Below are 20,874 nucleotides of genomic sequence, written 5' to 3'. Positions count from 1 at the left end.
GTGTAAGCTAGTGGATTAGCTATAGGGTTGTTGTCTGCTTCTGCATTCGCTTCACTCTCGTAGTAGCTAACGATGTACTGTAACGGATCTTGACCGTTTAGTAATTCTGCGGCTTTGGTTGTTAAATCAAAAGTAGCAAATCCATCTGCTGAGATATCATCACATTCCTCTAGTGCTGTTGGTTCTAGTAACTGTGGTGTTGGCTCTACGATTAACTTTAACACGACAATAGTCGCACAGTCTGTCGCTATCGTTGGACTTTCTATTCGGGCATATAAGATTTGTTCACCTTGTACTATGTTGTTATAGTTCACTGTGGTGTCTATAGCATTAACTCCATTTTCTGCATTAGTTTCTGTCTCATGATAGGTCACTTCTAGTCCTGATGCTCCTCCCGTGATCTCATTATCGACATCGGTAAGCGTGAAGACTCCAAAACCATCATTGTCTGGATCACAATATCTCAGTGGTTGTGGTGTAAAGGCTATTGGTGCTTGTTGTACTATTAATTCTAAATTAGTAGTATCATAACAGCCTGTGTTGATATTTTCTACACGTACAAAAATGATTTGTCCATTACTGGTATTGGTATATAAGGTTGGTAATGGATTCATTTCTGTTTCTGCGTCTGCCAAAGTCTCATAGTAACTTACAGAATAGGCTGGATTGTTTCCTGTGATTTCTGTGTTCTTTAGACTTAAATCCATTTCTGTTAGACCATCTGGTGTACCATCATCACAAACCTCTAAAGCTGTTGGTACAACCAAAGCTGGTAATGGGTTTACAACTAAATCAAATGTAAGGTCTGAAGTACATCCTGTTAGTGTATTAGTCAGTACGGCTATTATTGATTGCGGGTTGCTCGTATTGGTATAACCTCCTATTATTGGGTTGGTTCCGGTACTTGCATCTGCTGCATTAGCATAATAACTTACCGTGATATTTACCTGACCATTTAAAATCTCTGCAGTCTTTGTTGTTAAATCAAAGGCTTCTTCGTCGTCTCCTGGTGTCGTCTCATCACACAATTCATAGTTCGTTACTGCTATAATTGTTGGCTTTGGATTTACAATCAGTAGAAGTGGCGTGGTATCATAACAGCCTGTTGTTCCATTTTCGATACGTGCTATAATCTCTTGGGATCCTGCTTGGGTGTTTGTGTACGTGGTTGGTAATGGACTCCCTCCTGCTTCTGCATCGGCTTGATTGGCATAATAGCGAACTGTCATGCCTGCTTGTGCTCCTACAATTTCTGTATCTTTTATACTCAAATCAAATACAGCTATGCCATCGGCATTATCATCACAAACTTCTAATGGTGTGGTTGTGTTCGCTATTGGGTTTTCTAAAACCTCGAGCGCAAGGCTCATAATATTGTAACAGTTTGTTGTTGTATTTTCTAAGCGTACAAATATAATTTGGTTGGTCATCGTGGTATTGATATAACCATCAAATACTTCTGCACTATCCGTTTCTGCTCCGACTAGGTTTTCATGAAAAGAAACCTCTACTCCGGTTTGTCCATTTAATAAATCAGCCACTTTTGTGCTTAATGGAAAGCCTACAAATCCATCTTCATCGTCATCACAAACTTGTAAGGGCGTTACCGCTGTGACCGCTGGCAATGCATTTACAATTAAATCAAAACTTGTGGTGCTATAACAATCTGGATATAAAGGGTCTTCTACTCTAACATAGATTGTCTCTAAATTTGCGGTGTTATTAGTGTAACTGGTTGGTAAAGCTCCAGTATTAGTGTTTGCATTATCTTGGCTCGTATGAAACGATACATCATAAACCGTAGCGTCTTGTCCTCCTAGAATAATAGCGTCTTGACTGCTTAAATCGAAGGTCGCAAAGCCGTCGTTAGTCACATCATCACAGACTTCCATATCCTCTGGTGCTGTTGCTAAAGCTCTGGTATTAACCACCAAATTGAAAAGTGGCGTCGCTGAGGCATTATAACAACTAGAATCTCCTGAACTCGCTACTCTTACGAAGATTGGCTGTGTATTTTCTGTGTTGGTAAAATCTGAAGGTAAGGCATTTTCTCCTAAATCGGCATCTTCGAAACTTAAATGGTAAGTGACCGTGAAATCTGTGGCCGATTGTGTTCCTAAAATCGCTAAGGTTTGTGAGCTTAAATCGAAAGTCGCAAAACCATCATTGCTCTCATCATCACATAACTCTAAATCTGAAACTGGGTTGATAGTGGGTTGACCTGATACATTTAAAGTAAAAGGAAATACTTCATAACATCCAGAATCTAAATATTCTATTCTAACAAATATCGTTTCACCATCGGTACCAGTATAATTTCCTGAGTCTGCTATCGCTGACAAATCTCCTTCTGCATCAATAAGTGAGTTATGATATGTAACTACTATATCGGAAGCATTTGTAGCACTCGCAAGAACTACAGCTGTATTAGATTCTAAATTAAAAATATAAGGAGGAATACCAGTATCACAAACATATAAATTATTTGGATTCTCAGTAATAAACTCAGGCAATACATCGATACAAACTTCTTCTGTATATTCACATCCAAAATCATCTGTAACTTTATATGTATAACAAAATATCCCTGCAGTCGGAGGCTGAACTGTAATAACGTTTCCTGCTGTATTTGTGATCGTAGGATCTGCATCCCAATCCGCAGAAGTAATTATAGGTGTAAATGAAAGCTCTGGCGGTTGAAGGTTAGGATCAAACTCAATACCCCAAGAAAAAACGTGACCATTATCTAGACCAAGGTTATCAACAACTCTAATCGTCCAATCTCCATTTAAAGGAGAGCCAATAAGTCCATTTAAAGATTCCTGAGAACTATAACTCCCAGCAGGCACAAATGAATCGGTATAAGTTGCAGGGCCATCTCCATTTAAAAATACACCACCTGTCTGTATACCGCCAACTAAAGTTGGAAAACCACCATCAGGCACAAAGCAATATTGACTTCCTCTTCCTGGTATTGTATTTGAACTACCTCCACCTCCATCAACGGAACCTGTAGCCCAAGGCACACCTAAATTAGCAGCCCCTCCTCCTGGATAATCTTTAAGAGTTACAACTTGTCCATTAGGCGAAATAATCTGTATTTCTAAATCCCCTAAATAAGAATGCTCCATGGTTAAACAAATACTAACTAATTGACTAACATCAGTTATAGTTTGATCTGAATCATAACAATCTACAGTGATAGATGTCTCATAGGTAACTCCATTTCCATCTGGTAAAAACGTTACACCACTCACAGGAGGAGTACAATCATTAATATATTCCACTGCTTGTACGACACCAGTTATATCTGTACTTTCTCCAAAACAAAGTATTGTATCAGCTGCTTCTGTACCCGTAAAATCTGGTTCGGTAGCAACTTGTATTACTTGGTTAATTAAATTATTGTTCTTACATCCTAAAGGATCAATTGACATGTTAGCATCACGGATATTTAAATTCACGATATAAACACCAGGATCTGGATATGAAAATGTTGCAGTTTGACCAGCAACCGTATTACCATCACCTAAATCCCATTCATAGGTCGCTCCAGTTCCATCTATAGAAAAATCACCACTACCAGTCAGTGTAATCTCTTCATTTGGACAAACCCTAATATAGTTATCTGCATTTGGTGTTGGACTCGCTGAATCCAATTGAGAATTAATGGTTTGACAAGGTGTTAAACACGATATATTTGCGACCCAACCATCAGTATTTCCTGCATCATTAGAAACAAACTGAATTGTAATACAGCCTGAAGCATTATCTTCAGTAGCTTGAACTAAACCAGGACCTGCAGTTCCAGAAAAAGAACCAAAAGGAGGTGCAGCAACACTATCACCATTAAAAATATCCATTGTATCTGGAGTTGCTCCTAATTGCGTTGCAAATGCTATAAAATCTATTTGTATTTTTTGACCTGCAGTTTCAGGACAAATCGTTAATACAAAATCTTCGTCATTGTCATAGTTACCAAATTCTCCACCAGAATCATAAAATATACCACCACATTGATTTACTGTTGCGGTTTGCATATTAACATCTTGAGCTAATAAAAACGATGAAAATAATAGAGGGATTATAGTAATTAAATATTTCATGGGATTAATTTTATTGTTTTTAAGGGACGTATGCTATTCTCATTTCATAATTCATCCCAATAATATAGTTGTAATACGATTGTTTTAAGCGTATACTTTTATTGATATTGAGACTTAATGATTATATAGTAATTAGTATTATCTACTTGATACATACCTGCAGATCTTGAATAAAAATCAAAATTATATTTCAACGGATTAAAATTATCAGGATTAAATGTTTCAATTACTTTAGAGTCTAAATCATCAGAATTAGTAACATCAGATAATAGAGGACATGGTTTCTTTTGACCTTCGTCAGTAATCAACTTAATCACTACCCTATTTCTAAGAATATGTTTAATACTTTTAAGTCGATGCGGATTGCTAAAAACAAGTTTATCTGCAGATTCTCCATAAACCTCAATAATCTGAGCACGCTCTATAGCCGTTAATGGTAACTTAACGTTATCGTTATATTTTGCCAATGGCAAAGGATTTTTATGGTTCGATTCTTGACTAAATACACATAAAGGCATAAGTATCAATGACAAAATAAATAGTAGTTTTTTCATAGGTAATTCAGAATATTAGAATTTCGAAAATTAAGAAAATTTTAGCAAACCAATTGTTAATTCATCAAGGATAATGGTGTTTTAACGGTTTTACTTATATAACAGCCATAATTATAAAACCCCTACCTTATTGAAACTATTTTTATTGTTTATCTTTGCATCTTGTTTTTAAAAACTGATAACAAATTATTTTATAATGAAAATTGAAAGTGATTTTAATGATATTGATGCTCTTGGTGAAGACCACATAAGCTCATCTAGTGAAACTCCTTTGAGAGCTGATGCTTTCAAATTATCTAGCAACGAAAAAATAAATATCATTAAAGATGATGTAAAACACATTCTGGAAACCTTAGGTTTAGACCTAAATGACGACAGCCTAAAAGGCACTCCTAACCGCGTTGCAAAAATGTTTGTTAATGAGATTTTTGGAGGTTTAGACCCTGATAAAAAACCAAGCGCTTCTACTTTTGACAACAAATACAAGTATGGAGAAATGCTAGTGGAAAAGAACATTACGGTTTATTCTACATGCGAGCACCACTTATTACCTATTGTAGGAAGAGCACATATTGCTTATATTTCTAACGGAACGGTAGTTGGTCTCTCTAAAATGAATAGAATCGTCGATTATTATGCGAAACGACCACAAGTACAAGAACGTTTAACAATTCAAATTGTAAAAGAACTTCAAGCAGTTTTAAATACTGAAGATGTTGCTTGTGTCATAGACGCAAAACATTTGTGTGTAAACTCTCGTGGAATTAGAGATATCGAAAGCAGTACAGTTACTTCTGAATTCGGTGGAAAATTCAAAGAAAACGAAACACGAAGAGAACTTTTGGACTACATAAAACTAGATACACAATTTTAAGTCGTATTCACTAAATTATACGACACCTTATATTGATTCATTTTTCAAAAATCGCATCATGTCATTATACAATACACAGCACATAAAATTATACAATACACTTACTGGTGAAAAGGAAATTTTTCAACCCATAACTGATGGCTATGTTGGAATGTATGTTTGTGGACCTACAGTTTACAGCAATGTACATTTAGGTAATGTGAGAACGTTTATGTCTTTTGATATGATTTTTCGTTACCTGAAACACTTAGGTTATAAAGTGCGGTATGTGAGAAACATTACAGATGCTGGACATTTAGAAAATGATGCTGATGTTGGAGAAGATAAAATCACAAAAAAAGCACGACTAGAAGCTATTGAACCTATGGAAATTGTTCAGCGTTATACCGTTGATTTCCATAATGTACTCAACACTTTTAATTTTTTACCACCAAGTATCGAGCCTACCGCAACAGGTCATATTATAGAACAAATTGAATTAATTCAATCTATAATAGATAATGGCTTTGCATATACTGTAAATGGCTCTGTTTATTTTGATGTTCATAAATACAATGAATCTAACGAATACGGTATTTTAAGCAAACGTAAGCTTGAAGATTTAATTCATAACACACGTGCACTAGACGGACAAAGCGATAAGAAAAATCCTCAGGATTTTGCCCTTTGGAAGAAAGCTGAACCCACTCATATTATGCGTTGGCCTTCTCCTTGGAGTGATGGTTTCCCCGGATGGCATTTAGAATGTACTGCAATGAGTACTAAATATCTGGGTGATTATTTTGATATTCATGGCGGTGGAATGGATTTAAAATTCCCACATCACGAATGTGAAATTGCACAAAACCAAGCTTCAAAAGGTCAGGCTCCTGTAAAGTATTGGATGCATGCCAATATGTTAGAGCTTAATGGTGCTCGTATGAGTAAATCCACAGGGAATTATATCAACCCGGCAGAATTACTTTCTGGCGACAACGATATTATGTCTAAAGCCTATAACCCAAGTGTCATTCGCTTTTTTATGATGCAAGCCTCTTATCGAAGTGTTTTAGATTTAACTGATGACGGCTTATCAGCTGCCGAAAAGGGATTCCATAGACTTATGGATGCTATTGGTATAATTGATAATTTAAAGACAAGTTCTTCATCGTCATTCATCATTACAGATTGGAAGCAGAAATGCTACGATGCGATGAATGATGATTTTAATACTCCAATTTTAATTGCGTCGCTTTTTGAAGCTGTAAAATTCATCAACCAAATAAAGGATGGAAGTGCTACTGTTACACCTGAAGATTTAGCACTTTTAAAAGAAACGATTGAAACTTTTGTCTTTGATGTTCTTGGTTTGGTAAATATTTCAAAAGAAAGTACTGGAGGTAATAAACTAACTGGCGCTGTTGAAATCTTAATCAATCTTAGAAAGGAAGCCCGATTAAATAAAGATTTTGCATTGTCTGATAAAATTAGGGATGAATTGGCTGAAGCTGGAATTCAACTAAATGACAGTAGAGAAGGTACTACGTTTACGACAAACTAATCGTGAAGAAACTCTTAACATATCCGTTTTTATTACTGATTAAAATCTATCAAACGTTTATTTCTCCAATGACACCTGCAACTTGCAGGTACCAACCCACCTGTTCACATTATGCTAAAGAAGCTTTAGAAGTTCATGGTTTTTTTAAAGGAGGCTGGTTAGCTGTGAAGCGGATTTTTAGCTGTCATCCCTGGGGAGGTAGTGGTTTCGACCCTGTTCCTAAAAAGGATGACAACTAAAAATTTTGCCAACGAACCAGCTCGCCCATTCTCCAAAAATGTACTCCGTACATTTTCTTTACGTTCCGTCGCCCTAGGGAGGTAGTGGTTTTGACCCGGTTCCTCCTAAAGAGAATTAATATTACGTTAATCTCATTTTCAATCGCTATCAAAATATTATATTTACAGCATAAAGAGAATAACTATGTTTTTATTACAGATTGATTGGGATCCTATTAAGTTTATCGATTTAGGATTATTTAAACTTCATTTTTACAGCTTAATGTGGATTGTTGCCTTTATTTTAGGCTTTTACATCACCAAGCGTATTTACAAAAATGAGGGATTATCTGATGAATCATTAGATTCTTTATTTATTTATTCTGTTTTAGGTATTATGCTTGGCGCAAGATTGGGCCATGTTATTTTTTATCAACCAGAATTGATTTCGGAAGATTTTTTCAGCATCTTTTTGCCTTTTAAATTTAAAGGAGGTTTTGAATTTACAGGCTTTCAAGGCTTAGCAAGTCATGGTGCTGCTATTGCCATGATCATTTCAATGTATATCTACAATAAAAAAGTACTACACAAAACGGTCCTTTGGATTTTAGATCGTGTGGTGATTCCTGTAGCTTTAGGTGCTGTATTTGTTAGGATCGGAAACTTTATCAATTCAGAAATCATTGGAAAATATACAGGTAGTGATTTTGGTGTTGTGTTTAAACAATTGGGCGAAACCGCTCCAAGACATCCTGCACAATTATACGAAGCGTTTTCTTATGTCTTTGTCTTTTTAATTCTCTTTTACTTCTATTGGAAAACAAATAAATCTGAACAACAAGGTTTCTTATTCGGTCTATTTTTAGTATTACTTTGGTCTGTAAGATTCTTTGTAGAGTTTGTTAAAGAAGCTCAAAATATTGAACGCGCTGATTGGGTTTTAAATACGGGACAGTGGTTAAGTATTCCTTTTATTATTATAGGTCTTTACTTTATGTTTATCTATAAACCCAAAACAAAACTGAGCTAAATGCGTATTCAACTGTTTTTAAAATCTATAGTTATTGTTTCAGGACTTGCACTTCTTTCATCTTGCAAAGAAGAAAAGAAAACAATAACAGAAGATAAAGTTGTCGTTAACTTTAAAAAAGAAGGTACGCTTACGCTGAAAAAAGCAGATTCTGATTCTATAATAAAGACTATAGATATAGAAATTGCTGATGACGAATACACTACTCAAACGGGTTTAATGTATAGAACAAAACTTGAAGCCAATCAAGGGATGTTATTTATATTTCCTAATATAGAAATGCGAAGTTTCTATATGAAAAACACCAAGATTCCTTTAGACATTATTTATATTGATGAAGACAAAACCATAGTCAGCTTTAAAAAGAATGCTAAGCCTATGGATGAAACTTCTCTTCCGTCTGAAGCACCCGCTAAATATGTTTTAGAGATTTACGGCGGACTTTCTGATGCTTGGCAACTTGCTGTTGGAGATAAGATTAGTTTCAAACAAACCACCGATGACTAAACCGATAGGTTTAGATATCACTACTCCTTTAGGACATCGCGTAGGTGTTTCGGTTTTTAAACCAAATACCACAAATAACAAAAGTATTGTCATCTCTTCAGCGACAGGTGTTTTACAGCATTTCTATTATAAATTCGCTACTTATTTTTCAGAATTAGGTTATACCGTTTACACCTTCGATTATTCTGGTATAGGAAAATCTAATTTGAATATTTCAGATTTAAAACAAAATACAATTGATTTAAAATCTTGGGGAGACAATGACCAAGCTTCTATTATTAGTTATGCCAAATCTCAAAACCCAACTCACAAAATTATTGTTATAACTCATAGTATTGGTGGCCAAATTTTAGCTTTTAACAAAAGGATCGCTCAAGTTGATGCTATAATTACTATCGCTTCACAAAGTGGCTATTGGAAACATTGGAATGGTTTTGAACGTTTTAGAATGTTCACATTTTGGTATGTACTGATTCCGACATTAACTCCTTTCTTCGGATACTTTCCTGCTAAAAAAATAAAACTCTTCGAAAATTTACCCAAGCACATGGCTTACCAATGGCGACATTGGGGAACTCATAAAGATTATATGCTGAGTGAGTTTAATTTTGAGGACCTTCAATTTAAAAACTTCAATAAGAACTTATTAGCTTTAAGCTTTACAAAAGATAAGTTTGCATCAAAGGCTTCTGTAGATTGGTTAGCTAAGCAATTCACCAAAGCAAAAATAGACAGACAACATATCATCCCTGAAGATTTTGGGATTGCAAATATTGGTCATTTTGGATTCTTCAGAAGTACATTTAAAGATTCACTTTGGAAAATGACCCATGATTGGATAGACAAACATGCATAAGAATTAAATTTCTAGGTATAATCTCTATTGTTCTTTCATATTGAAAATCTTCAAATAAAAAAATGCCTTCCAATTAAGAAAGGCATTTTAAGGCTTAAACAACCTAAATCTATAATTTAATTAATTTTTTTACAACTTTAAAACCGACTTCTTTATTAGACACTTCCAAGAAATAAGTTGCTCTACCTAATACATCAAGATTATTAATAACAATCTCATTACTTAAACTTGTCTGTGAGTTTTTAAATACCAAACGTCCTTTTAAGTCATAAATATTAATATTTAACTGACTTCCTACTAAAATGGTTGGCACATTAATTACAACACTACTCTTAAATGGATTTGGAAATATTTTTATATCGTTAGCAGCAATTTCAGCTATTCCAAGCAAATAACCATCAACACCATCACAGTTTTCATCTGTACCATTACCTTCTTCATCAGTAGCATCTGGATTAATATTATCATCTGCATCATTACAATCTAAATTATTTAATACATAACCTGCTGGGCGACCAACATTATCGTTACAGTTAACCGTTATACTGCTATTTGCATCACCATAACCATCACCATCTGTATCTTCATAATAAGTTATAGCTGTAGTACCTTCATCTGCTACATTAATACAAACTGTTTTGGAATATTCACATCCAAATTCATCTACTGTTCTAAAAGTATAACAAAAATCACCAGCTGCATCTGGAGCTACTGTAATTGTATTTCCATTTATTTCAGTAATATTAGCATCAGAATCCCACGACTGAGATACTATTGATGGTATATAATCAAAATCTTGTAGTTGTAAATTGGGATCAAAATTAAGTTCCCAAGAAAACATATATCCATTATCCAAAGCAAGATTATCTACAACGCGAATCGTCCAATTCCCATTTAAAGGAGACCCTATTAAACCATCCAATGCTTCTACTGCACTATAATTTCCTGCGGGAACAAAACTATCTGTATAAGTCCCTGTGCCATCTTCTACAGGAAAAGCTCCTCCTGTTTGAATACCTGAAGCTAATGTCGGAAATCCATTATTTGGAACAAAACAATAATCTAACCCCTCTCCTGGTGTTATAATATTACTGTTTCCATCGACAGCATTTGTAGCCCATGGTATTCCTAAATTAGCAGATCCACCACCCTGATTATGAAGCCTTACCACTTGTCCGTTTGGAGAAATAATATCAATATCTAAATCCCCTAAATATGAATGTTCTATATTTAAACATATACTTTCAATCTGACTAATGTCTGTTAAGGTTTGCGCATCGTCAAAACATGTAACGTTTATAGACGTACTATAAGCCGAACCATTACCATCTGGTAAAAAAGTGACTTCACTTTCCGGAGGAGGACAATTGTAAACAATAGCTAAAGGACTCACTACACCTGCAATCGTTGTCGTTCCACCAAAACATAAAACGTCTGTTGCAGCTTGGGTCCCTGTAAAATCTGGCTCGCTTGAAACACGAATTACTAAATTTATTGAATTCGTATTTGTACAGCCTTGTATTATATCGTCTGTGTTTGTATCTCTAATATCTAAGTTCACTAAATATACGCCTGGTGTATTATATGATACATTAACTGTTTGACCCGAAGCAATGTTTCCATCACCTAAATCCCATGTATAATTTGCACCTGCCCCATCAGTTTCAAAAATCCCACTACCACTCAAATTTATGTTATCTCCAACACAGACCTCAATAATACCTTCTGCATTAGCTACAGGTAACGTTGATTCTAATTGTGCCGTAATATCTTGGCATGGAGTTGTACATGATATTGCTGCCGCCCAACCTGTAGTATGTCCAATATTATCAGATATAAACTGAACCGTTAAGCAACCCGTTGGATTATCGAAAGTAGCAATTACGGAACCTGGTGAATCAACTCCTGAATATACTCCAAGAAATGGCGCAGATACATCATTGCCATCGTAGATTGTAAGACTATCTGCATTGAGTTGTACAGAAAACTCTTGAAAATTCAATCGCGTACGTTGCCCTATTTCCTCCGGACATATCGTTACAGTGAAACTCTCATTGTTAGCGTAATTAGAAAACTCACCTCCAGAATCATAAAGTATTCCAGAACATGTTGTAAACGTTCCATTTTGCATTAGTATATCTTGCCCATAACTTAGATAAGAGATAATAAAAAAGAATAAAATTAGATTTTTTTTCATGAAGACTGATTTTATTAGTGATAGTTAGATATACATATTTCCTTAAATATACATAAACCATAAAAAGATTGGTTAAAAAGTTTTAGAAAACAAAAAATGCCCTTCAATTAAGAAGGGCATCTTTAACTCTGAATTAATTCAGAATAGAATTTATTAAAAAGACTTAAGCTTCTTCAGCTTCTTCTTTTACTTTATTCTTAAGTGCTTCTGCGACATTACTCTTTTTAGCAGTATCGTACATTATTGGTGTTGCAATAAATACTGAAGAGTATGTACCAACTATTACACCGACAATTAAAGCGAATAATAAATCTTTAAGTGAATCTGCACCAAATAAGAACATTGCCAATAACACCACTAAAGTTGTTAACGACGTATTTAATGTTCTACTAATCGTACTGTTTATAGATTTGTTAATTGTAGTATTTAATTTCCAACCTAAGTTTTCATTGAAGTACTCTCTAATTCTATCGAATACAACAACCGTATCATTCAGTGAGTAACCAATAACGGTTAAGATTGCCGCAATAAATGTTTGATCAATTTCCATACTAAATGGCATAAATCTCCATGTTAATGAATAGATACCTAATACGATTAAAACATCATGGAAAACAGCAGCTACAGCTCCAAGAGAGAATTGCCATTTCTTAAATCTAAATAAGATATATAAGAAAACCACTACTAGCGATCCTAAGATTGCCCAAATAGATGATTTTTTAATATCATCTGCAATGGTTGGACTTACCTTACTAGATAGCATTTTACCAATTGCCTTATCACCAGAACCATCTAAAAACTCGGCATAAGTCATCCCTTCTGGAAGATACTTTCTAAGTGTTTCAAATAATAAAGATTCTACCTTTTCATCTGCTTCAGTAGAACTGTCCTCTACTAAATACTTCGTAGAAATTTTTAATTGATTTGGACCACCAATCGTTTTTACCTCAGCACTTTCAAACACAGCATGAAGATCATTTTTTACTTCTTCAACACTCATGTCTTGATCAAAACGTACTTGGTACGTTCTACCTCCAACGAAGTCAATACCTTCATCTAAACCTGTGGTAAAAAGCGATCCTAAACTTGCTAAAATTAATGCTCCTGAAAAAGCATAAGCAATCTTACGTTTCTTTAAGAAATCGATATTTACATTGGTAAATAAGTTTTTAGTTAAACTTGTAGAGAAATCTAATTTACCTCCTCTGTTTACATACCAATCTACTAATAAACGCGTAATGAAAATCGCAGTAAATAAAGATGTTAAAATACCAATGATTAATGTTGTTGCAAAACCTTTAATTGGTCCTGTTCCAAATACAAATAAGATTAAAGCTGTTAAACCTGTTGTAATGTTTGCATCTAAGATTGAAGATAATGCGTTAGAGAAACCATCTTTTACAGATTCCTTCTGTGATTTTCCTTTAGCTAGCTCCTCCTTAATCCTCTCAAAGATCAGTACGTTCGCATCGACCGAAATACCAATCGTTAACACAATACCAGCAATACCAGGCAAGGTTAATACCGCTCCTAAACTTGCTAAAACACCAAAGATTAATAAGATGTTTAACATTAATGCGATATCTGCAAATCCACCAGCTTTTCCGTAATAAAAAATCATCCAAAGTAATACAAACGCTAAAGCGATCATAAATGATTTCATTCCACTATCAATAGCTTCTTGTCCTAATGACGGTCCAACTATATCTGATTGAACAATCTCCGCAGAAGCAGGTAATTTACCAGCTCTTAAAACGTTTGCTAAATCGACAGCTTCAGTTAATGAAAATGATCCAGAAATTTGAGATCTACCACCAGCAATAGGACCAGATGATACACTTGGTGCAGAATACACTGTATTATCTAACACAATAGCAATATTACCTTGAGTTTCGTACGCCTTCTTGGTCATTTCTTCCCAAATCTTAGCTCCTTTAGAGTTCATTTGCATACTTACTGCAGGTCTACTTAGTGGATCGTAATCTTGATCTGCACCAGTAATTACATCTCCACTTAATAATGGCTCACCATCTCTGTTACCTTTAATAGCATAAAGCTCTGAAAACTCAGATTCTTCATTTTGTAATCCCCAAACAAACTTTACATAGCGCATTTCTGCTGGTAAAGAAGCTCTGTTTTTTGATGAATTTAAATGCTCCATCACTTTTTCTTTATCCTTAGATAAGAACATACCTACTACAGAACCACCATTTCCGTAACCTTGAATCCCTAACGGATTTACCTCTGCTACATTTGTAGAATCTGTTTCTATCTGACCTGTAAGTTCATCAATAGCATCAGAAGCAGCTTCTTCTTGATCATCCGCTACGTCAGCAACTTCTTCTTTTTCTTTTTTACTTTTATTAGCTTCAACCAAATTTTGATTAACCTCTAATAAATAAGGTACAACTTCTTGAGTCTTGTATGTTTCCCAAAATTGTAATTGCGCTGTTTTAGTTACTAAATCCGTAACACGCTCAATATCTTTTGCACCAGGTAATTCTAAAAGAATACGACCAGAGTTTCCTAAACGTTGAATGTTAGGTGATGTTACACCAAACTTATCAATACGTTTACGCAATACTTCGAAAGCTGAAACAATTGACTCATCAATTTTTGTTTCAATGATACTTTTAACTTCGTTATCTGACATGTCGAATTTAATCTCGTCACTTAGCGTACGATTTGCAAAAATATCTGGAGATGCTAATTTTGTATCTCCTTTAATAGCATCAAACGCCGTAAAGAAAGATTGTAAATAAGAATCTTGTGAATCTTTTTGTAATTCATCTGCATCATCTAAAGCTTTATTAAAAACTGGGTCTTTACTTTTGTTTGCTAAACCTTTTAAGATGTCTTTTACTGAAATTTGAAGAATTACATTAATACCACCTCTAAGGTCTAAACCTAAATTCATGGCATTATTTTCAACGTCAGCATAAGTATATTGTGCAACACCTAAATTGTAAACTTCGATAGGCTCAAAGTTGTCACCTACTTTAATTTTTGAGGTTTTTAACGAATCTAAATAGCGAGCTTCTTCAATATTTCTTTTCGTTTGGTAATCCTCTTCCGTATCAGCATATTTTACAATTGCTGCTTGTTCTGCATTAGCTTCTATTTGATTCGCTTTGAAAGTAAATGATAATTGGTAGATACTTACCAAACCAAATAAAAGCGCAAAAAGCTTAATTATTCCTTTGTTTTGCATTGTGATTTTTGTTTAATGTCGATTTTTTTGAACGCGCAAATATAGAGCTTACACTATAATTCGACAATATTTTTTTATAAATTGATTTTTAGCCTTTTGATTGATAAAAGCTATATTACGTGAAGTGGAATTTATTTCAGATTATATAATTCCATTTATGCAATCGGACCTGCTCTAACTTCAGGAATGATATAAGAAATATTATCTATTGCTGTCGTAGCATTGTTACTAATAAAAACAGCAACTTTAATGTTGAAATGATTTTCAATATTATAATAGTGATTACCAAAACTATTGGTCTTTGAATATAAAAAACGATCTGTTTTCTGGTTAACCTCTACAACTTGAGTCCGTTCAAAATCCCAATTAACATCATTACTCGCCTTAATTTCAGAAATATTAAGTTCGTAATCTTTAAGGTTTTTATGGTCCGGAAAATTATCAGATTCGTTTTGGTTTGAATCGTAGGCTATATTTATATCTTCAAGATTAAAAAGCGCATTCTGAATATATTCTACATCGGTATTACTATGATAAATTATTCTAAGTTGACCTTCGTTCTTTTGACCGATTTGAATATGTGTAACACCAATGCTTTGCAGTTTATTTTGAATAGCTTCAATAGCATTCTCTGAGTCTTCCGTAGAAATATCAGTATCTGAAAACTGAATCACAATCTGTTGATTGGGTAGCGCATTTTGCTCCAAATACGTTCCTAAAAACGCTAAGAGTATAATTAACAGCCCAAAATGCAGTTTGGTTTTCATGCGCCAAATATAGACAAAAAATAAAGACTGTATTTCTACAGTCTTATCTTAAATAATATCCGAATATGGTATTTTATTACATCCCCTCCATTTTGGTATAACCTTCTGGTGGAGTTAAGCTTAATTTATCTGCTGAAACAGACTCTTGCTTAATCTCTGTTACTTCTGATGTCACTTCAATATTTGCTCCCATTTGCTTCAAGGTCATTATAAAATACAGTGGATAACCTTCAATTTTATCTCCCATTGCTGTCGTATTATGACTGAATGCAGAAATCTTATTAGTTGTAAACATTTGCATTTCTACATCTTGTCCGTTTTGTTTCATTTTAACAAAATATTGCTGACATTCATATCCCATTACAGTTTTTGTTTCATCACCTTTTTCTACACTTACACTTTTTAAGTCCTCTTCACTAGGCACAATAGATTGTAACATAAATTTCTTTCCCATTCCTGGCTGATCTACTAGCATTAACATTTGCTTTTCTGCACCATCAACAATAATGACCATATCGCCAGTCATTGGGCTACTTGTTTCGCTACGCGATTTCGCTCCTTTAAAATAGGTTATAGCTTGCGAGTCTCCCATAGCTTTGAGCTGTGCATTCATCTGCTCATTATCGCTAGCCAAGGTTTGTTTAGCAATTAGAACTCCTTCGGTAATTGCATCTTGTGCAGTCGCAACCACACTTAACATTAACCCAAAACTAAATAATAGTATTTTTTTCATAATTTTATTTTTAATTAATTGGTATTATACAAAAACCTTACCAACAAAATATGTCAGTAAGGTTTTTAAAAATTACATGTGTTATTATAGTTTATAATTCTAATAAACCATTCGTTTTCTTAACACCTTCAGCACTTGCCTTCATGTGTTCTTTTTCAGCATCACTTAAAGATACATCAACGATTTTCTCTATTCCGTTTCTACCCAAAATAACTGGCACACCGATACAAAGATCAGATAAACCATATTCTCCTTCTAGTAATGTAGAACAAGGATAAATTTTCTTTTGGTCGCAAGCAATTGCTTGAACTAAACCACTTACTGCAGCACCTGGTGCATACCAAGCCGAAGTTCCTAATAATTTAGTTAACGTCGCTCCACCTACTTTAGTATCTTCTGCAACTTGATTTAAGCGCTCTTCTGATAAAAACTCAGATACCTTAATACTGTTTCTTGTCGCATGAGATATTAATGGCACCATACCTGTATCGCTATGACCACCAATTACCATTCCGTCTACATCACTAATTGGCGCTTCTAAAGCCTCTGCCAATCTGTATTTAAAACGTGCAGAATCTAATGCTCCACCCATACCAATTATTCTATGCTTTGGTAAACCTGTAGTTTTATGTACTAAATAGGTCATTGTATCCATTGGATTACTCACAACGATAATAATTGTGTTTGGAGAATGTTCTACTAAGCTAGATGATACTGTTTTTACAATACCTGCATTAATTCCAATTAACTCTTCACGAGTCATTCCTGGCTTACGAGGAATACCTGAAGTAATTACACAAATATCACTATTTGCTGTTTTAGAATAATCGTTTGTACTTCCTGTAATTTTGGTGTCAAAACCATTTAAAGATGCACACTGCATTAAGTCCATTGCTTTACCTTCCGCATAACCTTCTTTAATATCTAAGATCACAACTTCAGAAGCAAAATTTTTAATCGCAATATACTCTGCACAACTTGCGCCTACTGCACCAGCGCCAACTACGGTAATTTTCATTTGTTTTTTATTTAAATTAATGTCGAATGGAATGCGCTTAAAACTATTATTTAAATATAAATAGTATGTAAGTTCATTTCATAATTATGTGTTTTATCAATATCAACTAAGCGTTAAAACGCTCGTAAATTTACGAAGAAATACTGTAAACCAAGAAAGCACAAGAGTAAATCTTATGCTTTAAATGATATTAGAATTAATTTTATGGTATTAATTTATAATCACATTTTTTGGGCCAACCCATTCTGTTTTAGAACCATCTAGACAAACTGCTCTTATATAAAAGTCATAAGGCGTATTTTGTGTTAAACCTTGACTATATAATGGCCAACCACTACCGTCTGATGTATTTACACTAGTAGAATTATCTGGATTGTAACCATCAGAAATTAAAACATGCTCAAATGAAGATTCTCCATTAGAGTCCCACTGAAATACCACTCCAACAGGTTCTCCAAAGAAATTATATTCAATTTGATGCAATACATTTGAAGGTGCATTACATACGTTATAATCCTGATCTGCATAAGCTGATATTGGACCTGACCAACTGCTATACCCTAAATTATCTTCGCAATACGCTCTAACATAAAAGTCATATGTATTCCCTTCGGCCATAACAGTGTCAGAGGTATATGTATTATTAGTTACAATCTGAGTACCGGACCCTAAATTAAAACCTTGCACTCCGTATTCCACTTGATAATAAGATGCTGTTGTTTGGTTATTATCATAACTCCAGTACACAGTTGAGCCTGACACCCCAATATTAGAAGGTTGTTCACAGTAATCTTCTACCTGCAACACAATCGGGCCTTGCCAAGAGGTAAGTTCTCCATTACTACATTGTGCTCTTATATAAAAACTAAGTGTAGTATTGTACTCAGAAAACCCATATAAATCATCGTCAATAATACTCGTAGATCCTACATCTGTAGTTGTAAATCCATAATTAAAATAAAGATCACTATTACTTCCTCCGCTTACGCTCGTACTTTGATCATAGCCTATCTCATAATAATTAAACGTGTCTTGAGATTGATAATCAAACATTAAAGTATTTCCATTTTGAGATACATTAATTAAACTAACAACTCCGCATTCTCCCGCTTCTTCAGAATCTTTTGAACAGCCGAGAAACAAAATAAATACACAAATACATAGTAATCCTTTTTTCATAGTAAATTGGGTTTAGAAATGAGAAGACAAAACTAACATTTTTAACAAACTATACTAGAACAAAAAAAGCACTCATTTCTGAGTGCTTTTTATCTAAAATTTATAAACTAATTATTACGCATCAATATTAGCGTAAATAGCATTCTTCTCTATAAACTCTCTACGTGGTGGAACTTCATCCCCCATAAGCATTGAGAATACACGATCTGCTTCTACTCCATTATCAATCTGAATTTGACGTAATGTTCTAAACTCAGGATTCATTGTCGTATCCCAAAGTTGTTCTGCATTCATCTCCCCAAGACCTTTATAACGTTGAATTTTTGCACCATCACCATATCGCTCCATTAAAGCTAAACGCTCTTCATCATTCCATGCGTATTCCTTTTTAGCTCCTTTCTTCACTAAGAATAAAGGTGGAGTTGCAATATAAATATGTCCATTTTCAATTAGCTCCTTCATGTAACGGAAGAAGAAGGTTAAAATCAAAGTTTCAATATGCGAACCATCGATATCGGCATCACACATAATAACTATCTTATGGTATCTTAATTTTGAAAGGTTAAGTGCTTTACTATCTTCTTCTGTTCCGATAGTAACCCCTAAAGCGGTAAAGATATTTTTGATTTCTTCGTTTTCAAAAACCTTGTGTGTCATGGCTTTTTCCACATTAAGAATCTTACCCCTTAATGGCAGAATAGCTTGAAACATTCTATCTCTACCTTGTTTTGCTGTTCCACCTGCCGAATCTCCCTCGACTAGATAAACTTCACATTTTGCAGGATCTTGTTCCGAACAATCTGATAATTTACCAGGTAAACCACCAATACTCATCACGGTTTTACGTTGCACCATTTCACGCGCTTTTTGAGCAGCATGACGTGCTTGTGCAGCCAAAATTACTTTCTGAACAATAGTCTTTGCATCATCTGGATTTTCTTCCAAATAATCCGTTAGCATTTCAGAAACAGACTGACTTACAGCAGCTGAAACTTCACGGTTTCCTAACTTCGTTTTTGTTTGCCCTTCAAATTGTGGCTCTTGTACTTTTACCGAAATAATAGCGGTTAAACCTTCACGGAAATCATCACCAGCAATATCAAACTTCAACTTGTCTAACATTCCAGATTCGTCTGCATACTTTTTAAGGGTATGTGTTAAACCTCTACGGAATCCTGATAAGTGTGTTCCTCCTTCATGTGTATTAATGTTATTTACATAAGAATGTAAGTTTTCTGCGTATGAGGTATTATAGATCATAGCAACCTCAACTGGTACGCCATTCTTTTCACCTTCAAAAGCAATAACTTCTTTTATTAAAGGCTCACGATTACCATCTAAAAACTTGATAAATTCCTTAAGACCTTCTTTAGAATGAAATGTTTCGCCCTCAAACTCACCATCATCTTTTTTATGACGTCTATCAATCAAATGAATCGTAATTCCTTTATTAAGGTAAGCTAATTCACGTAAACGACTTGCTAAGGTATCATAGTTATATTCTAAAGTTTGAGTAAAGATTGTTGCATCTGGCTTAAAAGTAACAATAGTTCCTCTTTTCTCAGTTATACCAACCTTTTTAACAGGATACATGGCTTTACCTTTCTCGTATTCTTGTTCCCAGATTTCACCTTTTCTATAAACTGTTGCCTTTAAGTTATCTGATAATGCGTTAACACAACTTACACCAACACCATGCAATCCACCAGAAACTTTATACGAGTCTTTATCGAATTTACCACCTGCACCAATTTTAGTCATTACAACCTCTAATGCAGAAACACCTTCTTTTTTATGTAAATCTACAGGAATACCACGACCATCATCTTCAGTGGTTATAGAATTATCTTCATTAATAATTACCGTAATATTATCGCAATGACCAGCTAAAGCTTCATCAATTGAGTTATCTACTACCTCATATACTAAATGGTGCAAACCTCTTACTCCTGTATCACCAATATACATGGAAGGACGCATACGTACATGCTCCATCCCTTCTAAGGCCTGAATACTATCTGCAGAATAATTATCCTTGTTAAACTCTTCTCTTTTTTCGCTCATAAATTTTAATTTATTAACTC

The 20,874-nt window shown here is 34.4% G+C and carries 15 protein-coding genes; 6 read left to right on the top strand and 9 right to left on the bottom strand.

Annotated features, from left to right (window positions below):
• Positions 1-4,106, bottom strand: a 4,106-nt coding sequence (locus BLT80_RS15635; RefSeq protein WP_092469679.1) for a PKD domain-containing protein, incomplete at its 3' end; no start/stop codon positions are given.
• Between the two features lie 98 nt (positions 4,107-4,204).
• Complete coding sequence (locus BLT80_RS15630; protein WP_092469667.1) at positions 4,205-4,660, bottom strand: hypothetical protein; 456 nt, start codon at positions 4,658-4,660, stop codon at positions 4,205-4,207.
• 196 nt (positions 4,661-4,856) lie between these two features.
• On the opposite strand from BLT80_RS15630, the gene folE reads away from it, so the two are divergent.
• The 6 genes from folE (at position 4,857) to BLT80_RS15600 (ending at position 9,685) form a co-directional block, all read left to right on the top strand.
• Entirely contained in the window at positions 4,857-5,534 is a 678-nt protein-coding gene (gene folE, locus BLT80_RS15625; protein WP_092469665.1) for a GTP cyclohydrolase I FolE, read from the top strand.
• 58 nt (positions 5,535-5,592) lie between these two features.
• Positions 5,593-7,074, top strand: coding sequence for a cysteine--tRNA ligase (gene cysS / locus BLT80_RS15620; RefSeq protein ID WP_092469663.1), 1,482 nt, complete (start codon positions 5,593-5,595; stop codon positions 7,072-7,074).
• 2 nt (positions 7,075-7,076) lie between these two features.
• The gene (gene yidD, locus BLT80_RS15615) at positions 7,077-7,313 is read left to right on the top strand and encodes a membrane protein insertion efficiency factor YidD (protein WP_092469661.1); all 237 of its coding nucleotides are present in this window, start codon (positions 7,077-7,079) and stop codon (positions 7,311-7,313) included.
• 184 nt (positions 7,314-7,497) lie between these two features.
• The gene (lgt, locus tag BLT80_RS15610; protein WP_092469658.1) at positions 7,498-8,322 is read left to right on the top strand and encodes a prolipoprotein diacylglyceryl transferase; all 825 of its coding nucleotides are present in this window, start codon (positions 7,498-7,500) and stop codon (positions 8,320-8,322) included.
• Positions 8,323-8,829 carry a DUF192 domain-containing protein gene (locus tag BLT80_RS15605; RefSeq protein ID WP_092469656.1) on the top strand — a complete coding sequence of 169 codons (507 nt, stop codon included), beginning with the start codon at positions 8,323-8,325 and terminating at the stop codon, positions 8,827-8,829.
• Positions 8,822-9,685 (top strand): alpha/beta hydrolase family protein, encoded by an 864-nt coding sequence (locus tag BLT80_RS15600; RefSeq protein WP_092469654.1) that lies wholly within the window; start codon positions 8,822-8,824, stop codon positions 9,683-9,685. Before BLT80_RS15605 ends, BLT80_RS15600 begins: the two co-directional genes overlap by 8 nt.
• A 109-nt stretch (positions 9,686-9,794) precedes the next feature.
• Here BLT80_RS15600 and BLT80_RS15595 read toward each other — a convergent pair whose 3' ends face one another.
• The 7 genes from BLT80_RS15595 to gyrB all read right to left on the bottom strand — a co-directional run bounded on the left by BLT80_RS15595 (position 9,795) and on the right by gyrB (position 20,854).
• Complete coding sequence (locus BLT80_RS15595; RefSeq protein ID WP_092469652.1) at positions 9,795-11,882, bottom strand: PKD domain-containing protein; 2,088 nt, start codon at positions 11,880-11,882, stop codon at positions 9,795-9,797.
• A gap of 163 nt (positions 11,883-12,045) precedes the next feature.
• Positions 12,046-15,093: a protein translocase subunit SecDF gene (secDF, locus tag BLT80_RS15590; protein WP_092469649.1), complete on the bottom strand. Its 3,048-nt coding sequence runs from the start codon at positions 15,091-15,093 to the stop codon at positions 12,046-12,048.
• A gap of 155 nt (positions 15,094-15,248) precedes the next feature.
• On the bottom strand, positions 15,249-15,860 hold the full coding sequence (locus BLT80_RS15585) for a hypothetical protein (RefSeq protein ID WP_092469647.1): 612 nt from the start codon (positions 15,858-15,860) through the stop codon (positions 15,249-15,251).
• A 76-nt stretch (positions 15,861-15,936) separates the two neighbouring features.
• On the bottom strand, positions 15,937-16,593 hold the full coding sequence (locus BLT80_RS15580; protein ID WP_092469645.1) for a DUF4412 domain-containing protein: 657 nt from the start codon (positions 16,591-16,593) through the stop codon (positions 15,937-15,939).
• A gap of 91 nt (positions 16,594-16,684) precedes the next feature.
• Positions 16,685-17,611 carry a malate dehydrogenase gene (gene mdh / locus BLT80_RS15575; protein WP_092469643.1) on the bottom strand — a complete coding sequence of 309 codons (927 nt, stop codon included), beginning with the start codon at positions 17,609-17,611 and terminating at the stop codon, positions 16,685-16,687.
• 210 nt (positions 17,612-17,821) lie between these two features.
• Complete coding sequence (locus BLT80_RS15570) at positions 17,822-18,790, bottom strand: hypothetical protein (RefSeq protein WP_092469641.1); 969 nt, start codon at positions 18,788-18,790, stop codon at positions 17,822-17,824.
• A 114-nt stretch (positions 18,791-18,904) separates the two neighbouring features.
• The gene (gene gyrB, locus BLT80_RS15565) at positions 18,905-20,854 is read right to left on the bottom strand and encodes a DNA topoisomerase (ATP-hydrolyzing) subunit B (RefSeq protein ID WP_092469639.1); all 1,950 of its coding nucleotides are present in this window, start codon (positions 20,852-20,854) and stop codon (positions 18,905-18,907) included.
• Between the last annotated feature and the right edge of the window lie 20 nt (positions 20,855-20,874).

It is taken from the genome of Winogradskyella thalassocola, from assembly GCF_900099995.1.
Taxonomy (GTDB): Bacteria; Bacteroidota; Bacteroidia; order Flavobacteriales; family Flavobacteriaceae; genus Winogradskyella; species Winogradskyella thalassocola.
This window is presented reverse-complemented; position numbering and strand designations above follow the sequence as displayed.